This is a genomic window from Lentzea cavernae (assembly GCF_014653695.1).
GTDB lineage: Bacteria > Actinomycetota > Actinomycetes > Mycobacteriales > Pseudonocardiaceae > Lentzea > Lentzea cavernae.
The window spans coordinates 737462-755056 of sequence record NZ_BNAR01000002.1; the positions used below are offsets into that span (position 1 = coordinate 737462).

16 protein-coding genes are annotated in these 17595 nt (G+C 68.0%); 4 read left to right on the top strand and 12 right to left on the bottom strand.

Going from position 1 to position 17595, the window contains the following annotated elements; all coding sequences use genetic code 11:
• Positions 1-78 precede the first annotated feature (78 nt).
• Entirely contained in the window at positions 79-3936 is a 3858-nt protein-coding gene (locus IE307_RS09400) for an nSTAND1 domain-containing NTPase (RefSeq protein ID WP_191297449.1), read from the bottom strand.
• Between the two features lie 191 nt (positions 3937-4127).
• Between IE307_RS09400 and IE307_RS09405 the strand changes: the two genes are divergently transcribed.
• Positions 4128-4715 carry a toll/interleukin-1 receptor domain-containing protein gene (locus IE307_RS09405; protein ID WP_191297450.1) on the top strand — a complete coding sequence of 196 codons (588 nt, stop codon included), beginning with the start codon at positions 4128-4130 and terminating at the stop codon, positions 4713-4715.
• A 40-nt stretch (positions 4716-4755) separates the two neighbouring features.
• On the opposite strand, the gene IE307_RS09410 is transcribed toward IE307_RS09405, so the two are convergent.
• Both IE307_RS09410 and IE307_RS09415 read right to left on the bottom strand, forming a co-directional pair.
• The gene (locus tag IE307_RS09410) at positions 4756-5316 is read right to left on the bottom strand and encodes a GNAT family N-acetyltransferase (RefSeq protein WP_191297451.1); all 561 of its coding nucleotides are present in this window, start codon (positions 5314-5316) and stop codon (positions 4756-4758) included.
• Positions 5313-5777 carry an FxsA family protein gene (locus tag IE307_RS09415; RefSeq protein WP_191297452.1) on the bottom strand — a complete coding sequence of 155 codons (465 nt, stop codon included), beginning with the start codon at positions 5775-5777 and terminating at the stop codon, positions 5313-5315. Before IE307_RS09415 ends, IE307_RS09410 begins: the two co-directional genes overlap by 4 nt.
• 130 nt (positions 5778-5907) lie before the next feature.
• On the opposite strand from IE307_RS09415, the gene IE307_RS09420 reads away from it, so the two are divergent.
• Positions 5908-7296: a KamA family radical SAM protein gene (locus tag IE307_RS09420; RefSeq protein ID WP_191297453.1), complete on the top strand. Its 1389-nt coding sequence runs from the start codon at positions 5908-5910 to the stop codon at positions 7294-7296.
• A gap of 6 nt (positions 7297-7302) precedes the next feature.
• Here IE307_RS09420 and hcaB read toward each other — a convergent pair whose 3' ends face one another.
• From hcaB to IE307_RS09460, 8 genes are all read right to left on the bottom strand, one after another.
• Positions 7303-8103, bottom strand: coding sequence for a 3-(cis-5,6-dihydroxycyclohexa-1,3-dien-1-yl)propanoate dehydrogenase (hcaB, locus tag IE307_RS09425; RefSeq protein WP_191297454.1), 801 nt, complete (start codon positions 8101-8103; stop codon positions 7303-7305).
• A complete protein-coding gene (locus IE307_RS09430) occupies positions 8103-8960 on the bottom strand; it encodes an alpha/beta fold hydrolase (RefSeq protein ID WP_229904552.1) in 858 nt (285 codons plus the stop codon). Before IE307_RS09430 ends, hcaB begins: the two co-directional genes overlap by 1 nt.
• A gap of 27 nt (positions 8961-8987) precedes the next feature.
• A complete protein-coding gene (locus IE307_RS09435; RefSeq protein WP_191297455.1) occupies positions 8988-10247 on the bottom strand; it encodes an NAD(P)/FAD-dependent oxidoreductase in 1260 nt (419 codons plus the stop codon).
• Between the two features lie 9 nt (positions 10248-10256).
• Positions 10257-10571 (bottom strand): bifunctional 3-phenylpropionate/cinnamic acid dioxygenase ferredoxin subunit, encoded by a 315-nt coding sequence (locus tag IE307_RS09440; RefSeq protein WP_191297456.1) that lies wholly within the window; start codon positions 10569-10571, stop codon positions 10257-10259.
• Between the two features lie 33 nt (positions 10572-10604).
• On the bottom strand, positions 10605-11141 hold the full coding sequence (locus IE307_RS09445) for a 3-phenylpropionate/cinnamic acid dioxygenase subunit beta (RefSeq protein WP_191297457.1): 537 nt from the start codon (positions 11139-11141) through the stop codon (positions 10605-10607).
• Positions 11142-11156: 15 nt separating this feature from the next.
• Positions 11157-12512: an aromatic ring-hydroxylating oxygenase subunit alpha gene (locus tag IE307_RS09450; RefSeq protein WP_191297458.1), complete on the bottom strand. Its 1356-nt coding sequence runs from the start codon at positions 12510-12512 to the stop codon at positions 11157-11159.
• A 27-nt stretch (positions 12513-12539) separates the two neighbouring features.
• A complete protein-coding gene (locus IE307_RS09455) occupies positions 12540-13436 on the bottom strand; it encodes a VOC family protein (protein WP_191297459.1) in 897 nt (298 codons plus the stop codon).
• An 88-nt stretch (positions 13437-13524) separates the two neighbouring features.
• Positions 13525-14334 carry an IclR family transcriptional regulator gene (locus tag IE307_RS09460; RefSeq protein WP_191297460.1) on the bottom strand — a complete coding sequence of 270 codons (810 nt, stop codon included), beginning with the start codon at positions 14332-14334 and terminating at the stop codon, positions 13525-13527.
• A 145-nt stretch (positions 14335-14479) separates the two neighbouring features.
• Between IE307_RS09460 and IE307_RS09465 the strand changes: the two genes are divergently transcribed.
• Both IE307_RS09465 and IE307_RS09470 read left to right on the top strand, forming a co-directional pair.
• Positions 14480-15088 carry a TetR/AcrR family transcriptional regulator gene (locus tag IE307_RS09465; protein ID WP_191297461.1) on the top strand — a complete coding sequence of 203 codons (609 nt, stop codon included), beginning with the start codon at positions 14480-14482 and terminating at the stop codon, positions 15086-15088.
• A gap of 142 nt (positions 15089-15230) precedes the next feature.
• Positions 15231-16694, top strand: a complete 1464-nt coding sequence (locus IE307_RS09470; RefSeq protein ID WP_191297462.1) for an MDR family MFS transporter — start codon at positions 15231-15233, stop codon at positions 16692-16694.
• Here the strand turns inward: IE307_RS09470 and IE307_RS09475 are convergent.
• Positions 16689-17474, bottom strand: coding sequence for a 2-keto-4-pentenoate hydratase (locus IE307_RS09475; RefSeq protein ID WP_191297463.1), 786 nt, complete (start codon positions 17472-17474; stop codon positions 16689-16691). The genes IE307_RS09470 and IE307_RS09475 overlap by 6 nt on opposite strands.
• Positions 17475-17595: the final 121 nt, after the last annotated feature.

Here is a 17595-nt window from a genome sequence, read left to right on the forward strand (position 1 = left end):
TCGTGTGCTGAGCACAGTGAACTGGGAGCAGCGGGCGTGCGGGACCGAGTGGCGAATAACCACACAACCCCACACGCATCAGCAAATGGCCCGGTACTCCTCGCCGGGGACGTGCTTGCGCCATTCCTCGCGCGTGATCAGCAGACCGGCCGATTCGCAGATGGTCCGCACCACTCGGTCGGGGTCCGGATCGAGCACAGCGGTCACATTGCCCAGCACCGTGGCGAGCGACCGGCCGTCAGGGCTGAAGGTCACCTTCCACGTGCCCTCCGTGGCTCCCTGCACCAGTGCGGTCACCGTCGGCGCGGTGCGGTCTGTGATGTCCCACAACCACACCTGGCCGGTGCTCGTGCCAGCGGCGAGCGTCCTGTTGTCCGGGCTGAAAGCGACGCTGTGCACGTAGCCGTCCGGGCCGGTGATCGGCTCACCAAGCTTGGCCATCCGTTGCTGTCCGTCCACCGAGTAGAGCTGGACGGCCCCCGTGGCCGTGCCAGCGGCCATCAACGACGAATCGGAGGTGTAGTCGACTGAGTAGAGGTAGTCCGACGACACGACCACGGGTTCCAGCTCACGAGGTGCGTCAGGGTTGCTGACATCCCACCTCAGCAAGCGGCCAGACTGGGTCGCTGCGGCAATCGTGCCGCCATCGGGACTGAACACGATGGTGAAGACGTTCCGTGCATTGGGCTCGAGCAGGGCATGACGGCGTGGGTTCGAGGGGTCCGCTACGTCCCACAGCGCGATCCTGCCGTCGTCGCCACCGGTTGCCAGCAGTCGGCGGGTGGGGCTGAAGACGACCGCCTCCACCAACGCGGTGTGGGCCCTCAACGGCTGAGGCTGCAAGCGAGGCTTCGCTGGATCGCGGATGTCCCAGAGCCAGACGTCGAAGGTGTCGCGGGCGCTCGACGCGAACAAGGTGCTGTCATCGTCGATCTCGGCCAGCCCCGCCATCGCGGTGACGCCAGGTGGAAGTGGAAGCGGACCTGCAAGCCGAGACGGGGTCCTCCCTGCTCCGAGGTCCCAGAACCTCACGTCGACACCCGCGTCGGCGATCATCCTCCCCTTGCCGTCGAAGGTGACACCAGTCGTCTTCCTGCCCGAACCGGGAATCGAAGGGGACGGAAAGGGCCAGACCCGTGCCACACCGTCCGCGCCGCTGGTGATGAGCGTGTGCTTGCCGCGCAACGCCACCCCCGTCATCGGTTCGGGGTGAGGCAGGACGACCAACTCGGTTCGCGTCGCGAGATCCCACGCGTGCACCTTGTGATCTGCACTCGCGACTGCCACGACGTCCCCGTCAAAAGCCACCGCGTTGATCCACCCAGCGGCCACGGCCAGTGGTTCGGCCGCTGGACGGGGGCTCTCCGGGGCCGACACGTCCCAGAACCGCAGTATCGCGTCGTTGCCACCCGCGACCAGCTCGCCTGTGCTCGGACGGAAGGCGACTACGTTCACCTTGGTGGGTAAAGGGATCGAAGGCAGGCGGTCGCCGAGCAGGCCCCCCTCGACCCGCCACAGGTGCACGGCTCTTTTGGCGTCGGCAACCGCGAGCAGCGGCGAGGTCGGGTGGAACGCCACGGACTGCAGTGCCTCACCTCCGACACGCACAGGCCCGGCCAGTCGACTCACCTGTTCACGGTCCGTCACGTCCCACATCCACAGCTCGGCATTGCGCGTTCCCGCGGCGAGCATGCGGCCGTCGGGAGAGAACTCGACCGAGAGAAGTCGGTCCGAGGGGCCCACAAGTGGTACGCCGAGTTGCACGGGTCGCTGCCGGTCGCGCACGTCCCACAAACGCACAGTGCGGTCGTCGGACGCTGTCGCCACGAGCTGCCCGTCCGGCGAGAAGGTGACGGCGTAGATCCCGCTGCTGTGTCCTTTCAGCGGGTTCGGCGCTGCGCGGTTCGTGCCTGCGGTCCCGAGGTCCCACAGGAGCAGGTCCGCGTCGATGTTCGTCGCCCCGGCCGCAGCGAGCAGCGTTCCGTCCGGACTCACCGCCATCGACTGCTTGCCGCCGCTCGGGCGGGGCAGCCTCGTACCGATCGGGATGGTGGTTGCGGTGACCAGTGCCGACCTGGCCTCCACCGTCGGTGCGACGCGCAGGGCTGCCACCGCGAGTTGTGCGGCGAGCGCCGGGTCGGTCTCCCGCAACCTGTCCGCAGTGCCGGCGATCTGGCGTGACACAGCCAGTTCACGAGCATGGTTCGCGCGTGCCCTTTCGACAAACGACCACGTGGCGGCACCGGCGGCAACCAGTGCCAGCACGGTCAGCACCGAGACGAGGACCCGCAACACCCTGTTGTTTCGCCGTTCCCGGAAACGCTCTGCGTCAGCCGCCGCCGTGCAGTGTTCGAGAAAACGCAGTTCCAGCCCACTCAGTCGATGTTCGGCACCGGCCGAGTCCCGCCACTCCAGAGCGGTGGCGAGTCGTTGGCCCCGGTAGAGCATTCCGGGGTCCTCATCGGCGTCATGCCAGCGGGTCGTATCGGTGGTCAGAGAAGCACGAATACGATGGCCCGCACGGTCCTCGTCGATCCACTTCCGGAGTCGCGGCCATGCCGACAACAGTGCCTCGTGACTGATCTCCACGAAGTCGAAGTCCGCCGTGACGAGGCGAGCATCGACATATCGTCGTAGGACGGCCTTTCTACGCCCGTGCAACGACTCATCTTCTCCACCCACCAACTCGCTCAGCCGCACTCGTCGTCGTGTGTCCGGAGCGTCATAGCTCACGTGCACCAGACGCACGAACTGCTGCCGGGCGATTCCCTGCTCGTAGTGCATCAGTTCGGAGAAGACGGCTTCGGCTGAGTGGGCGATTGCGCCGTTGATGCCTCCGGCGTCGACGTAGTTCTGAACCGTCATCCTCTTGGAGCTGCTGCGCTTCCAGGTCGCCAGGAGGGCGTAGGACAGCATCGGTAAAGCGCCAGCGCCGTGCCCGGACATGCCGTGTGACGGCGCGAGGTCGCGCAGGATCAGGTGGACCAGCCCGCCATCGATTGTCACTCCCGCCTTGGCGGCAGGTCCCGTGATGGCCGTCTGCAGCTCGCCCTGAGTCATTGCGCCGACGAGCACTTGACGCGCCTGCAACGACTCCCGCAGTTGCGGAAGCTGCAACGCGGCGTCGTAGAAGTCCGACCGCAGCGACGCCAGCACCTGTACGCGGTGACTGCCGGACGTGATCGCGGAGATCGAGTGCAAGGCTGCCACGAACTCGCTTCGCCCGGCCGCGTCGATGTCGTGCGTGAACAGTTCCTCCAGTTGGTCGACGAGTACGAGCACAGAGGCTTGTCGTTGCTCCAGCACCGCGGCGATGAGCAGAGGAAGATCACTCCGCTCTGTCAGCGGGTCGGTCTCATCGCTCAGCAACGCGACCTGCTCCGCCAGCGCCGCCATCGGATCAGGCCCAGGCTTCAGCAAAGCAAGTTGCCAACCAGGCTCGGAGTTCGCGAGCCGTCCGGCAACGCCGGCCCGCATCAGCGAGGACTTGCCGGAGCCCGACGGCCCGACCACCACAACCGGCCCTGTCGTGTCCGGATCGGTCGTGGTCATCACCAACCGGTCAGTGAGCGCGGTTCTGCCGAAGAACCATTCCCGGTCCTCGAGCTCGAACGCGTCGAGGCCGCGATAAGGAGGTGTTCCCGACCGCGACGGTTTTCCGAGTGGGGCCCGTACGCGCAGCAGGCAGTCGACCCATTGCCTGACCGGCAGAGGATCTTCGACACCACACGCACGCAGAACATCGCGCAGAACATTCGCATCGCGAGGCAGGTGACGACCCGACGAATAGCTGCCCAAGGTGCCGGACGCGACCCCGGACTCTTTCGCGAGTTCTCGAATGGAAAGACCGGCCCAATGTCTTAACCTGGTCAGGGCCGCGCCGAAGTCCTGGGGGGTCGATACTTGATCCAGTTCAAGCGGGTACTCCTCCGGCACTCAACACACTCCTCGCAGTTGAACCAACCGGCGTAGCACGTGTACGGGATCGTATGGGAAAACCAAATGTTACCCACGAGTTTGTCCATCACTTGTCCTTGACGAAACTTGCCTGGCGCCACAGGAAAACCCGAAGATTATTCCCGATCGAGACATGCGACAGGATTCGTGTTGGATCGTGTGGTTTTTAGATGTTTGCTGCGTGGCCTCATGCGGCCTTTCCGTCAGCTCTCCTCCTCAGGCATCACCGGCTGGTTGACTCTGGGAAAGCCCTCCACGAGAGCAGGAGAGTCCCGATGGAGACAACGCAGATTCCACGTCCCAGGCGGAAGCCGGAGAGTGCCCCCACCGACGAGCACAAGCCCTTCGACGTCTTCCTCGCGTACAACTCGGCCGACCTGCCCGCGGTTCTCGCCGTGTGTACCGCCCTGCGAGACCAGGGCATCAAACCGTGGATCGACATCGAACGCGTCCGCCCCGGCACTTGGGTACAAGACGCGATCGAGGAGGCAATTCACTCCACCCGCACAGCAGTGGTCTTCTTGGGCGAGGGCGGGACCGGCAGGTGGCAGCGACTGGAGATCAGGGCGTTCGTCGAACGGTGCGCCACAGACGGCATTCCGCTGGTCCCGGTGCTGCTTCCGGGAGCCGATCGGCTACCTGTGGAACTGGTGATGCTGCGTCAACTGAACCTCGTTCAGTTCAAGGAGTCCGTGCATGACCAAGAAGCGCTGCGGCGACTGAGGTGGGGAATCACCGGAGTCGACCCGGATGCCTGAGGCGGGATGCGGACAGCGATCAGAACCGGAACGACATCGGTCAGAGGCGCAGTCCGAGGACCAGCTTGTCGGCGGAGTCGATCACGCGGAAGCCGAGGTGCTCCCAGAAGCCGATCGCGTGTGTGTTGTGGTGCCGCACGTGCACGTGGACGCCCTTCTCCAGGCGTTCGAGCACGGCGCGCACGAGCGTTCCGCCGAACCCCTTGCCCTTCGCGCGCGGCAGCAGGTTCGCGTGCAGGTGCGCCGGATAGTCCTTGATCAGCATGGAGTCGACGCGAGTAGGCGCGTGGATCAGCTGCACGACCCGGTTCGCGTTCGGCGTCAACGGGTAGCGGGCGCGCAGGTCAGGCCACCAGTCGCGGTCGCAGCGGTCCTCGAACGCCTCCGTGTCGGACGTCGCGAGCGCGTAGCCGCAGACGCCTTCGTCGTCCTCCGCCACGAACACGAGGTCGGGCTCGAACGCCACGTACGGGCCGACGTAGGCGTGGCCGAGCAGCCGCGGGTCCTCGAACAGGTGGCGCGCGCCCAGGCCACCGTTGCCCGTGTCGAGGCAGATGTCGTACAACGCGTCCAGGTCGGCGGGCCGGTACGCGCGGATCACCTGAGCTCGCGCCGCTCCGTGATGACGACCGGGTCGGTGTCGACGTCGATGATCTGCCCCTCGACGACCTGACCGGCACCGAAGCGGCGTTCGTGCTCGAACTTGAGCGCCGCCGCCTCCGCCTTGCGCGCGATGCGGCGGCTCACGAGCTTGCGCGTCGGCGGGAAGAGCAGGAACAACGCGGCCGCGTCGCTGAGGAAGCCCGGCACCATGATCAACGCGCCGGCCGCCGCGATCAGCACGCCGTCCGCCATCTCCTGGTGCGGTTCCTGACGCTGGAACACCGACTCGCGGAACGCGGCCATCGTCTGCGCGCCCTGGCGGCGCACCAGTGACAACCCGACGAGGGTGCTGAGCAGGAGCAGGGCGATCACCCAGAGCCCGCCGATGGCGTTGCCGACGGCGATGAGGACCGCGATCTCGGCGAAGAAGCCGAGCAGCAGCAGCGCGAGAAGGGGCATGCCCGTTCAACGCACAGTGGCGCCCGTTTGCTCCCGACCACCCCACGACCAGGCCTTGAGCTGAAATATTTACGGCAGCCTAGCGGTATGACAGGATATCTTCACGCGACCTCGACGCTGAGGAGTACGGATGACCGCGCTGCACGACGCCACCACGGCGCTGGAGCGGCTGGACCGCCAGCCGTACACGTACGTCCGCCGGGAGCTGGTCGAACCGGACTGGCGCCGCTTCCCCGGCTGGTCCCACGTGACCGAGGCGCAGTGGCGCGACGCGCAGTGGCAGCGGGTCAACTGCGTGAAGAACGTGAAGCAGCTCCGCAAGGTCGCGGGCGACCTGCTGACCGACAGGTTCTACGACGACCTCGCCAAGGACATGGACGCCTTCGCGACGATGTCGATGCTGATCCCGCCGCAGATGTTCAACACCATGGCGGTCGACGCGGACCTGACCCCGGACGCCTTCACCGAGGCCTTCCTGGCCGACCCGGTCCGCCGCTACATGCTGCCGGTCTCCTCCGACCGCGACCCCCGGTGGCCGTCGCACCCGCACTCCCAGCGCGACTCGCTGCACGAGGCCGAGATGTGGGTCGTCGAAGGCCTGACCCACCGCTACCCCACCAAGGTCCTCGCCGAGATGGTGTCCACGTGCCCGCAGTACTGCGGCCACTGCACCCGCATGGACCTCGTCGGCAACTCCACCCCGCTGATCGACAAGCACAAGCTCTCGCTCAAGCCGGTCGACCGCCAGGACCAGATGATCGAGTACCTCAAGAAGACCCCCGGCGTCCGCGACGTCGTCGTGTCCGGCGGCGACGTGGCGAACGTGCCGTGGCCGCAGCTCGAGTCGTTCCTCATGCGCCTGCTCGACATCGACACGGTCCGCGACGTCCGCCTGGCCACCAAGGCCTTGGCGGGGCTGCCGCAGCACTGGCTCCAGCCGCGCGTCGTCGAGGGCCTCGAGCGCGTGGCCCGCACCGCCTCCCGCCGTGGCGTCAACCTCGCGATCCACACGCACGTCAACCACGCCCAGTCCGTGACGCCCCTCGTCGCCGAGGCCGCCCGCACGGCCCTCGAGGTCGGCGTGCGCGACGTGCGCAACCAGGGCGTGCTGATGAAGGGCGTCAACGCGACGCCGGACGACCTGCTGGACCTTTGCTTTGCCCTGCAAGGGGAAGCGAACATCCTGCCGTACTACTTCTACATGTGCGACATGATCCCCAACGCCGAGCACTGGCGGGTGTCGGTGTGGGAGGCGCAGGAGCTGCAGCACGCGATCATGGGCTATCTGCCCGGGTATGCGACTCCTCGGATCGTGTGCGATGTGCCGTACGTCGGGAAGCGGTGGGTGCATCAGATTGAGGATTATGACCGGGAGCTTGGGATCTCGTACTGGACCAAGAACTATCGGACCGGGATTGAGCTTGAGGACCCGGAGGCGTTGAACCGCCGTTATCCCTACTACGACCCGATCTCGTCGTTGGGTGAGACCGGCCAGAAGTGGTGGGCCGACCAGGCCTGACGGCCCTCAGACCGGGAGGTCCGGGCGTCGTGGCGTGCCCACGGCGCTGATGTCGAAGACCGCGCCCGTCACCGTTCTCGACTCCCTGCGGGCCGCGAGCAGGACGTACGAGTCCACGTAGTCCTCCGCCCGCGGGGTGAAGTCGAGCGCGGAGTACCTGCTCAGGGAATCCGCATCGGCCAGCACGTCGGTGATCGCCGTGTCGTCCAGCGCCATGGACCGAGGGCCGCGCAGATCGGTCGCCATGCCTCCGGGGGCGACACCGTTGACCCGGACGTGAGGGGCGAGCTCGTAGGCGAGCTGGGACACCAGACCGGCCGCGGCTCGCTTCGAGGCGGTGTAGAGGACGCCTCCGCCGCGCGGGTAGAGGGCGGCGTTGGAGAGGGTGAAGATCATGGAGCCGCGGCGGGCGGTGACGGCTTCCGCGGCGGCTCGTGCGCCGATGAGGTAGCCCTTGACGTTGACGGCGAAGAGTTCGTCGAAGGCGTGGTCCAGCTCTGGCGGGGTCATGGAGAGCAGTTCGCGGCCGAAGTCCCAGAGGCCGGCGTTGCCGACGAAGGTGTCGAGGCCGCCGAACGCCTTCACGGCGGTGCTGACTGCCAAAGCGTTGTCACTGGTGGACGTCACGTCGCCCTGGACGGCTCGGACTCGGTCGCCGTGGGTGGTGACGAGGTCGTCGAGCTTGGCGGAGGAGCGTTCGAGGACCGTTACGGTGGCGCCTTCGGTTATGTAGCGGTCCACGATGGCGCGGCCCAGGCCGGAGCCGCCGCCTGTCACCAGGGCCGACAGGCCCGCCAGGCGGGGCATCAGCGGGTTTCCAGGAAGTGCTTGACCGTGGTGTTGAACTCGTCGGCGTGTTCCAGCTGGGCCCAGTGGCCGCAGCGGTTGAACATCAGCAGGCGGGAGTCCGGGATGACGGCGTGGGCGCGCATGCTGAGTTCGAAGTGGACGGTGCGGTCGTCGCGGCCGTGGATGATCAGCGTCGGGACGTCGGAGTGGGCCATCTTCTGGCTGGCCTCGGCGAAGCCGGTGGCGCCCAGGCCCGAGCGCATGACCTCGAGCCAGTTCTTGAGGTGTTCTGGTGTGGCTAGGGCGTTGCGGGAGCGTTGTTCGGCCAGTTCGCGGGTGGCGAAGGACGGGTCGAAGCACATGACGCGCACGAGTTTCTGGAAGTTCTCCGGTGACGGGTCCTCGTAGGTGTCGAAGATGAGCTGGATGCCTTCGGAGAGGCCGCTGGGGGTCATGACGTTGACGCCCCAGATGCCCGCGCCCATGGTCACGAGGTGCGAGACGCGTTCGCGGTGTTCGGTGGCGATGATGGTGCCGATGCCGCCGCCCATGGAGTTGCCGATGATGGCGGCCCGGTCGATGCCGAGCGTGTCCATCAGCTGCAGTGTCGCGCGGCCTTGGTCGCGGCCGGTTGCCACGCTCTGCTCGCAGGAGTCGCCCCAGCCGGGCATCGTGACGGCGATGCAGTGGAACGACGAGGACAGGGCGCGGATGTTGGGCTCGAAGTTCGACCAGCCGGTGGCGCCGGGGCCGGTGCCGTGGATCAGCAGGAGGGGATGTCCCTGTCCTGCCTCGTTGATCTGGATCCGGTAGTCGGCGGTGTCGATCAGGCGGTAGGTCGACTCGTTGCTGATGTCCGTGGTCGCGGTGGTCACTGCGGATGCCTTTCGGGTGTGCCGGGGTCAGCCGGCGAGTTGTTCGGGCGAACGGGGGCGGTGGGGCTTCAGCAGGGCGCGCAGGTCGGTGGCGGCGTCGGCGAGCACGGCGTTGTCCACGAGCACGGTGGAGGCGACCAGGCGGCGGGCGATGCCGATCTCGCGGGACGCGTCCATGCCGGCGGCGGCTGCCAGGCGGCCGTCGCGCAGCCAGAAGGCCAGGAAGCGTTGTGGTGTCGCGCCTTCGCGGATCACGACCTGGTCGGTGCCGCGGGGGCGGCCGATGATCTGCAGCGTGGCGTCGTACTGGTCGGACCACGCGTACGGGGCTTCCTTGTAGCGGACGGGTTCTCCGGCGACGGTGGAACCGACGGCGGCGCCGTGGCGTTGTGCTGTGTCCCAGTGTTCGAGGCGTCCGCGCGTGGCGAGGTGGGGGTGTGCCTGGCTCGCGACGTCGCCGGCCGCGAAGATCCAGGCGCGGCTCGTCTGGCCGAACTCGTTCACCGGGAAGCCCCAGTGGTCGACGTCCACGCGGGCCGACGTGCCGAGTTCGGTGCGGGGTTGCACGCCGATGCCGACGACGACGGTCGCGGTGTCGAGGCGGTGTCCGGTCGAGAGGACGACCTGCTCGACGGTCGAGCCGGTGGCGGCGAAGCGCTCGACGGTGGCGCCGGTGATCAGGCGCACGCCGTGTCCGCGGTGAAGGTCGACGACGAGGCTCGCCACCTCGGGGCCGACGATGTTCGCGAGCGGCCGGGGCTGCGCTTCGACCACCGTGACGTCGATGCCGCGCTGACGTGCGACCGCCGCCAGTTCCAGGCCGATGAAGCCCGCGCCGATGATGACGAGCGGGCCACCCCGGGCGAGTTGTGCGCTCAGCCGGGCCGCGTCGGTGGCGTCGCGCAACGTCAGCACGTTGTCGGCGTCGGCGTGCGGAAGGGCCAGATGCCTTGCGGTGACACCGGTGGCGAGCACCAGGCGGTCGACGTCGAGCTGTTCGCCGCCGCCCAGGTGCACCTTGAGCGCGCCGGGGTCGATCGCGGTCACCCGCTCGCCCAGGCGCAGGTCGATCTCCAGGTCGGCGTAGGTCGACCACGGCACGATGGGCACCAGTCCGCCGGTCGTGTCGTCGAGCAGGGCCTTGGACAGCGGCGGACGTTCGTAGGGCGGGTGGGGATCACCGTCGACGACGGTGATCGTGCCCCGGTAGTCGAGCCGGCGCAGTGCCAGGGCCGCGGAGATGCCCGCGGCGCTCGCACCGACGATCACGCAACTGGACCTGTGCATCGGCCGCCCTCACACCCGGTCGGGGACTTCGACCGAGACGTCGCCGCCGTCGACCCTCACCCGGTACGTGCACAGCGGTTTCGTCGCCGGGAGCGACAGCGCGGCGCCCGTCCTGAGGTCGAACTTGGCCAGGTGCCACGCGCATTCGACCTGGGCGCCGTCGACGTACCCGTCCGCCAGCGACGACAGGCCGTGCGTGCAGGTGTCGTCGAGCGCGTAGAACTCCCCGTCCGCCTTGAAGACCGCGACGGGCGGGTCGGTCGGAAGCTGAAGCGCATCGCCGTCGTCGAGCTCGTCGGCGGAACAGGCGCGAATCCAGGACATGTTGCCGAAACCTTCGTTAGAAACGGGCGCGGGTCAGAAGAACGTGCTGAGGTTCCCGGACTGCAGCACGGTCTGGTCGAGGTAGATGAACCGCTTGACAATGGCCAGGCCGGTGCCGACGCGGCGCAGCCGGTCCTCGCGGCGGCCGACCCACTGGTCGACGTCGTTCTTCAGCCGCGTGCGGTACAGCAGGAAGTTGCTGTGCACGGCCAGTTCGTCGCCGTCGTCCTCGACGATCCGGACGTTGGTGATCAGGTGGCGGGTCCTCGACGGCGGGTCCTCGGCCCAGGAGGTTCCCGTGGCGAACTTCTTCGCGCGGATCTCCAGCCAGTTCTTGTCCTCGTCGAAGTACGCCATCTCACCGGGTTTCGTGAACTCCAGGTGGAGCTGACGCCGGGTCATGGTCCGCCGCAGGGGCATGAAGTAGTGGGCGTCGGCCGTGAAGAGGTCGACCCACTCGTCATAGCTGTGGCTGTCGAGCAGGGCTGCCTCGTGGTAGAGGAACTGCTCGACCTCGTGCTGCAGGACCATCGCGTCCACTGTGGACTTCGTGGTGGCTTCGATCGTCATTGGTTCCACCTCGGCCTAGTAGCGATCCCTGGGGATCGTGCGCTCGCGCAGCTCCTCCCAGCTCGGGTTCCGCAGCCATTCGCGCCACGCGTGGTAGGTCCACAGCTGGGCGTGCTCGTTGATCGGCGCGTCCATGAAGGCCAGACCGTCCTCCTTGACGACCTCCGACGTGCCCAGGCCCATCTTCAGCAGCTGGGGGATCTCCCGGCTCTTGAGGCCCTTGGTCTGCAACGTCGACTGCGCCCAGTTCTCGCCGTCCTCCTGCTCCAGCATGCCCGCGGGCCCGAAGAAGTGGATCTGCGAGTCGAGCGACGCGGCCTGCTCGTCCGCTGAGCTGTTCCTGTCCCTGAAGGAGAACCACCAGATCTCGGTGACGTCAGGGCTGCGCGGGACCCGGAGGCTCAGCTGCGCGTTCGTCGTGACCCACGTGGAGGGGAAGATGTGCGGGTGGCCAGCCACGCGGCCGCCGTGACGTCCCAGCCGGGCCTCGACCTCGGGCTTGTGGCGCCACGCGAACGGTTCGGTGCCGGCGGTCACCTCGAGGGACTCCTGGTCCGGGCCGGAGATGGCGTGCCCGTACTCCCCCACTACGACGAAGTTGTGCAGGTCGGTGGGCAGGAAGGGGACTTCGAGGTTGGCGCCCGTGTCGGACTTCGCCCCGCCTTCGACGAAGTCGTCCGGCGGGGCGGGGATCAGGCCCACCGAGAACGCAGACATGTGCGTGATCTGCGGGTGGTAGTAGTCGAACACGTTGTCGACGGTGAACTTCCAGTTGGTGTGCACGGTGAACTTCTGCACACCGGGGACGGCCTCCATGTCGCCGCGTTCCGCGATCATGTCGAGACCGAGACGCCCTGTGGCGCCCAGGTAGTCCTCCAGCGGCGGAGCGGTCTCGTCGAACGTGGCGAACACGAAGCCGCGGTAGGTGTCCAGCTGCGCGACCTTGCGCAGCGGGTGCTTCGACAGGTCGAGCTTGTCCTTGTAGAAGATGGACTTGCCGGGCACGCCGACCAGCTCACCGTCGAGGCCGAACGTCCAGCCGTGGTACGTGCACATGAAGTTGCGCACGTTGCCCTCCTCGGCGCGGCAGACCGCGTTGCCCCTGTGCGAACAGGTGTTGAGGAAAGCGCGGATGCTCCCGTCGCGCTGGCGCACGACGAGCACGTTGTCCGACCCCATCGGCGCCTCGAAGAAGTCGCCCCGCTTCGGGATCTGCGTGTCGTGGCAGAGGAACAGCCAGGCACGGCCGAAGATGTTCTTCATCTCCAGGTCGAAGATCTCCTGGTCGCTGAAGATGGTCCGGTCGATCTCGCCGGTGTCGAGGGAGACGAGGTCGTCGAGTCGGTCCACTGCCCTGGGGACGTCGGTCATGGGGTTCTCCTGTGGTCGAGCCGGAAGTCAGTGGGTGTGCGAGCGGTCGTGGCCCCAGAGCTGTGCCGCGTCCCAGTCGATGACGGTCCAGGTCTCGTCGTTGATGAGCTTGCCCTCGGTGCCGTACTCGACGCCGATGCCGGACGGCGACTCCATGTAGAACGAGAGCATCCCGTCGTTCGTGTGCCGCCCGAGCGCCGCGGTCAGCGAGATCTTCTTCTCCCGCACGCGGTCCAGCGCGCGGCCCACGCCGTCGAGGGTGTCGACCTCCAGCATGAAGTGGTTGAGCTCGGGCTTGCTGCCCGGCCGCGCGGGACCGAACGCCAGGGAGTGGTGGCGCGGGTTGACGTGCGTGAAGGTGAGCGAGATGCCGTGCTGCTTCATGGTGATGTAGTCGCTGACCTTGAAGCCCAGGACGTTGAGGTAGAAGTCGATCATCTCGTCCGTGTTCGCCGACTGCAGCACGACGTGCCCGACGCCGAGGTCGTTGCCGGCCGGGTCGGTGGTCACGAACCGCACGCCCGTCGGCGACACGAACGGGCTGGAGAGGACTCCGGCGCCGAAGAACAGCTCCAGCTGGAAGCCCGCGGGGTCGGCGAAGCGCGCGAGCCGGCGGACACCGCGCAACGAGGCCAGGTCGGCGTCCTCCTTCACCGCGACGCCCTGCCGTTCCAGGTCGGCCACCTGCGCGACGAAGTCCTCCTCGTCGCGCACCTCCCAGCCCACGTAGGTGAGCTCGTCGTCGCCGGCCCGCACCGCGATGCGGTGGTGGCGCTCGTCCATGCGCAGGAAGAGGGTCTCGACGTCATGGTCGTCACGACCGCGGGTGACCTGCAGGCCGAGAACGCCGGAGGCGAACTCGCTCCACGCGTCGAGGTCCGCCGCCCCGATCCCGATGTAGCCGAGCGCTTTGATGTACCCCACGTTGGATGCTCCTCGAGTTGAGTCCCGCACGGCCCGAGCGGGCGCACCTGGCGGTGATTCCCTTATCCTGCAACGCTGTGGCGCGAACTCAAGCTTTGCGTTCCGCGAGGCGGAATGCACCCGAGAGCTGTCGCGCGATGTCGTTCAGAGCAGTCCTGTACCGCGACGGAGACCGGCCGGAAACGCTGCAGGACAACGAGATCGACGCGACCGCACGGGTCGTGTCCGCGTTCCAGACCGGTGCCGCCAGGCACGCGACCCCGAGGAAGGACTCCTCGTAGTCCGTCGCCAGACCGGTTTCCCGCACGCGCACCAGCGACTGCGTCATCCGTTGCGCGTCGGCGACGGTGTACGCCGTGAAGCGTTTGAACGATCCGGCCAGTGTCTGCTTCACGACCGGAGGACTCGCGAACGCGAGAAGGGCTTTTCCCAGACCAGTGGCGTACGCCGGACGACGCCCGCCGACGCGTGTCGTCACGCGCGGGCTGTTCGTTCCCGCGACCTTGTCCACGTACAGGACGTCCGATCCGCTCAGGACTCCCAGGTGGACGGTCTGGCGGGTCAGGGCGAACAGCTCCGCGAGGTACGGCGCCGCCGACTCGCGCAGGTTCTCGACCTCACCGACCTGGACCCGGTTGCCGACCTCGAACACGCGGTCGGCCAGCGAGTACCTGTCCTCGACCTTCGCCACGTACCCGTGCGAGATCATCGTCACCAGCAGGCGGTGGATGGTCGATTTGGCCATGCCGGTGCGGTGGGCGATCTCCGAGACGCCGAGCGGTGCCCGTGACGTGGCCAGCGCGTCCAGCACGCACAGTCCCTTGCCGACGGACGTGTCGCCCTTGCCCGCGGACGTCTCGCGTCCGCCGGGCACCACTCCTTGCCGTTGTTCGTCCACGTTGACGCTTCTTTCCGCAGTCCCGCACCGGGAGGTGGTTCGAGCCTTGTCCAGACAGCCGCTCTCTAAGTCGGAGTCGTACTCTCATTTAGGCGGCTACACTAAGTTGGCCGTGGTCACCGCGCAAGAGGGAAGGAACGAGGAGTTGTCGGACGATCTCCGCACCGCCGCGCCGGAACGCCCGTTGCGGGCCGACGCGCGTCGCAGCATCGACCGCATCGTCACGGCCGCGCGCGCCCTGGTCGAGGAGCAGGGCCCGGCCGTCTCGCTGGACGAGGTCGCCAAGCGCGCCGGGGTGGCGCCGGCGACGCTGTACCGGCACTTCCCCAGCCGCATGCACCTGTTCGAGACCGTGTACCGCTCGCGGATGCTGACGGTGCTCGAACGTGCGCCCGAACTGAGCTCGGGGCACGAGCCGATGGACGCGCTGCTGCTGTGGCTGCACGAGTTCATCGATTTCAGCATCGAGTCGCACCGGGTGCTGACCGTCCTGTTGTCGCAGGGCCTGCAGGAGACCGATCCGAGCGCCAACGCGCAGTGGGGCCGGGCGCAGGTGGTGCCGGTCGTCGCGCGTCTCCTGCAGCCGGCGCAACGAGCGGGCGGGATCCGCGGCGACCTCACCGCCGACGAGCTCGTCGCCCTGGTCACCGGTCTCACGTTCGCGGTGGACTTCCGCGAGGGCCGGCCTGACGTGCGCCGCGCGGGCGCCCTCAGGACGATGGAGCTGTTGATCGACGGCCTCGCTCCCCGCTGAGGTCGCGGCGCGCCCGGTGTGAGATCACCGCCGGCTTTCTGCCTGCCGGAACGACTCAGCGGCGCCGGACGAACCCCGCGAAGCAGACTCCCCCTGCCGCTGTCGGCGGTGTCGTCCGACGACCAGGAGGAGTTGTCCACCGGTGAGCTCGACCTCCACCAAGCCGCGCCCCAGGGTGTTCGACCGCCAGATGAGCCTGGTCGCGTGCGTGACCGTCCTCGGCTCGCTGGTCGTCATCTTCGACACGACCATCGTCCACGTCGCGGTGCCGTCGCTGGTCCGCAGCTTCGACACGTCGTTGTCGGCCGTGCAGTGGGTGAGCACCGCGTACCTGCTGGCGCTCGCCGGCGTCGTGCCGCTGACGCGGTGGGCGAACGACCGGTTCGGCCTGAAGCGGTCGTGGATCGCGTCGATGTCGATGTTCCTCGTCGGCTCGCTGCTGTGCGGGCTCGCCGACTCGATGCCGCTGCTCATCGCCGCGCGGGTCGTCCAGGGGCTGGGCGGCGGAATGCTGCTGCCCACCGGTCAGTCGATCCTCGCGCGCCACGCCGGGCCCGCCCGCCTGGGCCGGGTCATGTCGATCGTCGGCATCCCGGCGATGCTCGGTCCGCTGCTGGGGCCGATCCTCGGCGGGCTGATCCTGTCGTCGTTCTCGTGGCGGTGGATCTTCATCGTCAACCTGCCGGTCGGTGCGATCGCCCTCGCCCTCGCCGTGGTGGTGCTCGACCGCGGCGGCCCCGGTGAGTCTCGGCGGCTCGACGTAGTCGGCCTGTGTCTGCTGCCACCCGGTCTCGCGCTGCTGGTGTACGGCATCACGGACTTCGGCAGCACGGGCGCGGTGACCGCTCCGGTGGTCGTCGGCAGCGGACTCGGCGTCGCGCTGCTCTGCGGGTTCGTGTTCCACGCGCTGCGGGCGGAACACCCGTTGCTCGACCTGCGGCTGTGGAAGAACCGGGCGTTCCGCGCCGCCGGGTCGTCGTTGTTCCTCTACCTGGCCGGCACCAACGCCGTGCTCTTCCTGATCCAGCTGTACTTCCAGTTCGCACGTGGTGCCAGCGCGCTGGAGTCGGCGCTGCTCGTGGCGCCGTCGGCGTTCGGCGCCATGCTCGTGCTGCTGTTCGCCGGATGTGTCATGGAGAGGTTCGGCGCACGCGCGCTTGCCTTGTGCGGCCTGGCGATGGTGTTCCTGGGCGTCCTGCCGATGGCGTTCATCGGACCGGACACGAGCGACGTGTGGCTGGCGGCGTGCTGGTTCGTCCGCGGCGTCGGTGTCGGCGCCGCCTCCACTCCCCTGACGACGGCCAGCTACCTGACGTTGCGCAGCGCGGACATCCCCGGTGCCTCGACGCTCATGAGCATCAACCAGTACGTGGCGGGCGCCCTGGGGACCGCCGTCGTCGCGGTCCTGCTGCAGCACCAGGTCGACGGGATCACCGGCGGGCGCGGCGTCGACGCCTTGGCAGAGCTGGACGACGCCGCGCGTGCCCAGCTCTCGCCCTCGTTGGCGGACGCGTTCGCCACGCTGTCATGGTTGCCGATCGCGCTGACCGTGCTGGCCGTCATCCCCGCGCTGCTGCTGCCGGGCCGCGCCGAGAAGGCGTCATGACCGCCGGCCGATGTACGCCTTGACCGCGCCCAGTCCGGACAGATGTGCGACGACGACGTCGCCAGGCGCGACAGGACGCATCGGCCCGGCCGCTCCTGCCAGCACGACTTCGCCGGCACGCAAGGGAGTGCCGTACTCGCGGGAGGTCTGAGCGAGTACGGCGATCGCGTCGAGGGGATCGCCCGCACACTCCACGCCGCCGATCGAGATCTCGTTGACGTACAAAGACATCTCGACCTGCTCCGGGTCGAAGTCCCGCAGCGCCACACGACGAGGTCCTGTGACGAAGGCGCCCGCGGACGCGTTGTCGGCGACCGCGTCGGCCGGGCTGAGGTCCCAGTCCCCGATGCGACTGCCGCACACCTCGAGGGCGGCGACCCCGTAGGCGATCGCCTCGCGAACCTGCTCGGGGTCGAGTGGTCCGTCGGCGAGGTCTTTGCCGAGCACGAAGGCGATTCCGGCCCCGACCCTCGGCTGGAGCACGAGATCGGCGGGTACGGTGTCGCCGCCGATGAACGCCATGTCGTCGTACAGCACGCCGGAGCAAGGCCGTTTCCCGACGGTGAGGCCGATCTTGCGGCCGACGACGCGTGCGCCGTCACCGACCCGGCGCGCACCGATCGCCGCCTGGACCCGGTAGGCGGCATCGAGGTCGTCCGGACCGATCAGGTCGCGCACCGGCGCGCACGGCACCCTTGTCCTCTCGGCGTCCGCCAGCCGCGCGACCGCGGCGTCGATCGCCCTGCCCGCGACGGTGGTCACCTGGTCAACTCTGTTCATGCGCCAACTCTGCGCGGCTGTGGCGGATCGGACGAGCGCGCCGTGCCGTTGTGCGGAACACGCCCGAAACATCCGGGCGGGCCGGGCGCTGTCGCACCCGGCCCGCCATTGTGGACAGTCG

Bases quoted from the DNA above. Each gene is read 5' to 3' on its own strand.
- IE307_RS09475 (WP_191297463.1), bottom strand. From the start codon at position 17,474: ATGAACAGAGTTGACCAGGTGACCACCGTCGCGGGCAGGGCGATCGAC.
- IE307_RS09435 (WP_191297455.1), bottom strand. From the start codon at position 10,247: ATGCACAGGTCCAGTTGCGTGATCGTCGGTGCGAGCGCCGCGGGCATC.
- IE307_RS09405 (WP_191297450.1), top strand. From the start codon at position 4,128: ATGTTTGCTGCGTGGCCTCATGCGGCCTTTCCGTCAGCTCTCCTCCTC.
- IE307_RS09415 (WP_191297452.1), bottom strand. From the start codon at position 5,777: ATGCCCCTTCTCGCGCTGCTGCTGCTCGGCTTCTTCGCCGAGATCGCG.
- IE307_RS09420 (WP_191297453.1), top strand. From the start codon at position 5,908: ATGACCGCGCTGCACGACGCCACCACGGCGCTGGAGCGGCTGGACCGC.
- hcaB (WP_191297454.1), bottom strand. From the start codon at position 8,103: ATGCCCCGCCTGGCGGGCCTGTCGGCCCTGGTGACAGGCGGCGGCTCC.
- IE307_RS09450 (WP_191297458.1), bottom strand. From the start codon at position 12,512: ATGACCGACGTCCCCAGGGCAGTGGACCGACTCGACGACCTCGTCTCC.
- IE307_RS09445 (WP_191297457.1), bottom strand. From the start codon at position 11,141: ATGACGATCGAAGCCACCACGAAGTCCACAGTGGACGCGATGGTCCTG.
- IE307_RS09440 (WP_191297456.1), bottom strand. From the start codon at position 10,571: ATGTCCTGGATTCGCGCCTGTTCCGCCGACGAGCTCGACGACGGCGAT.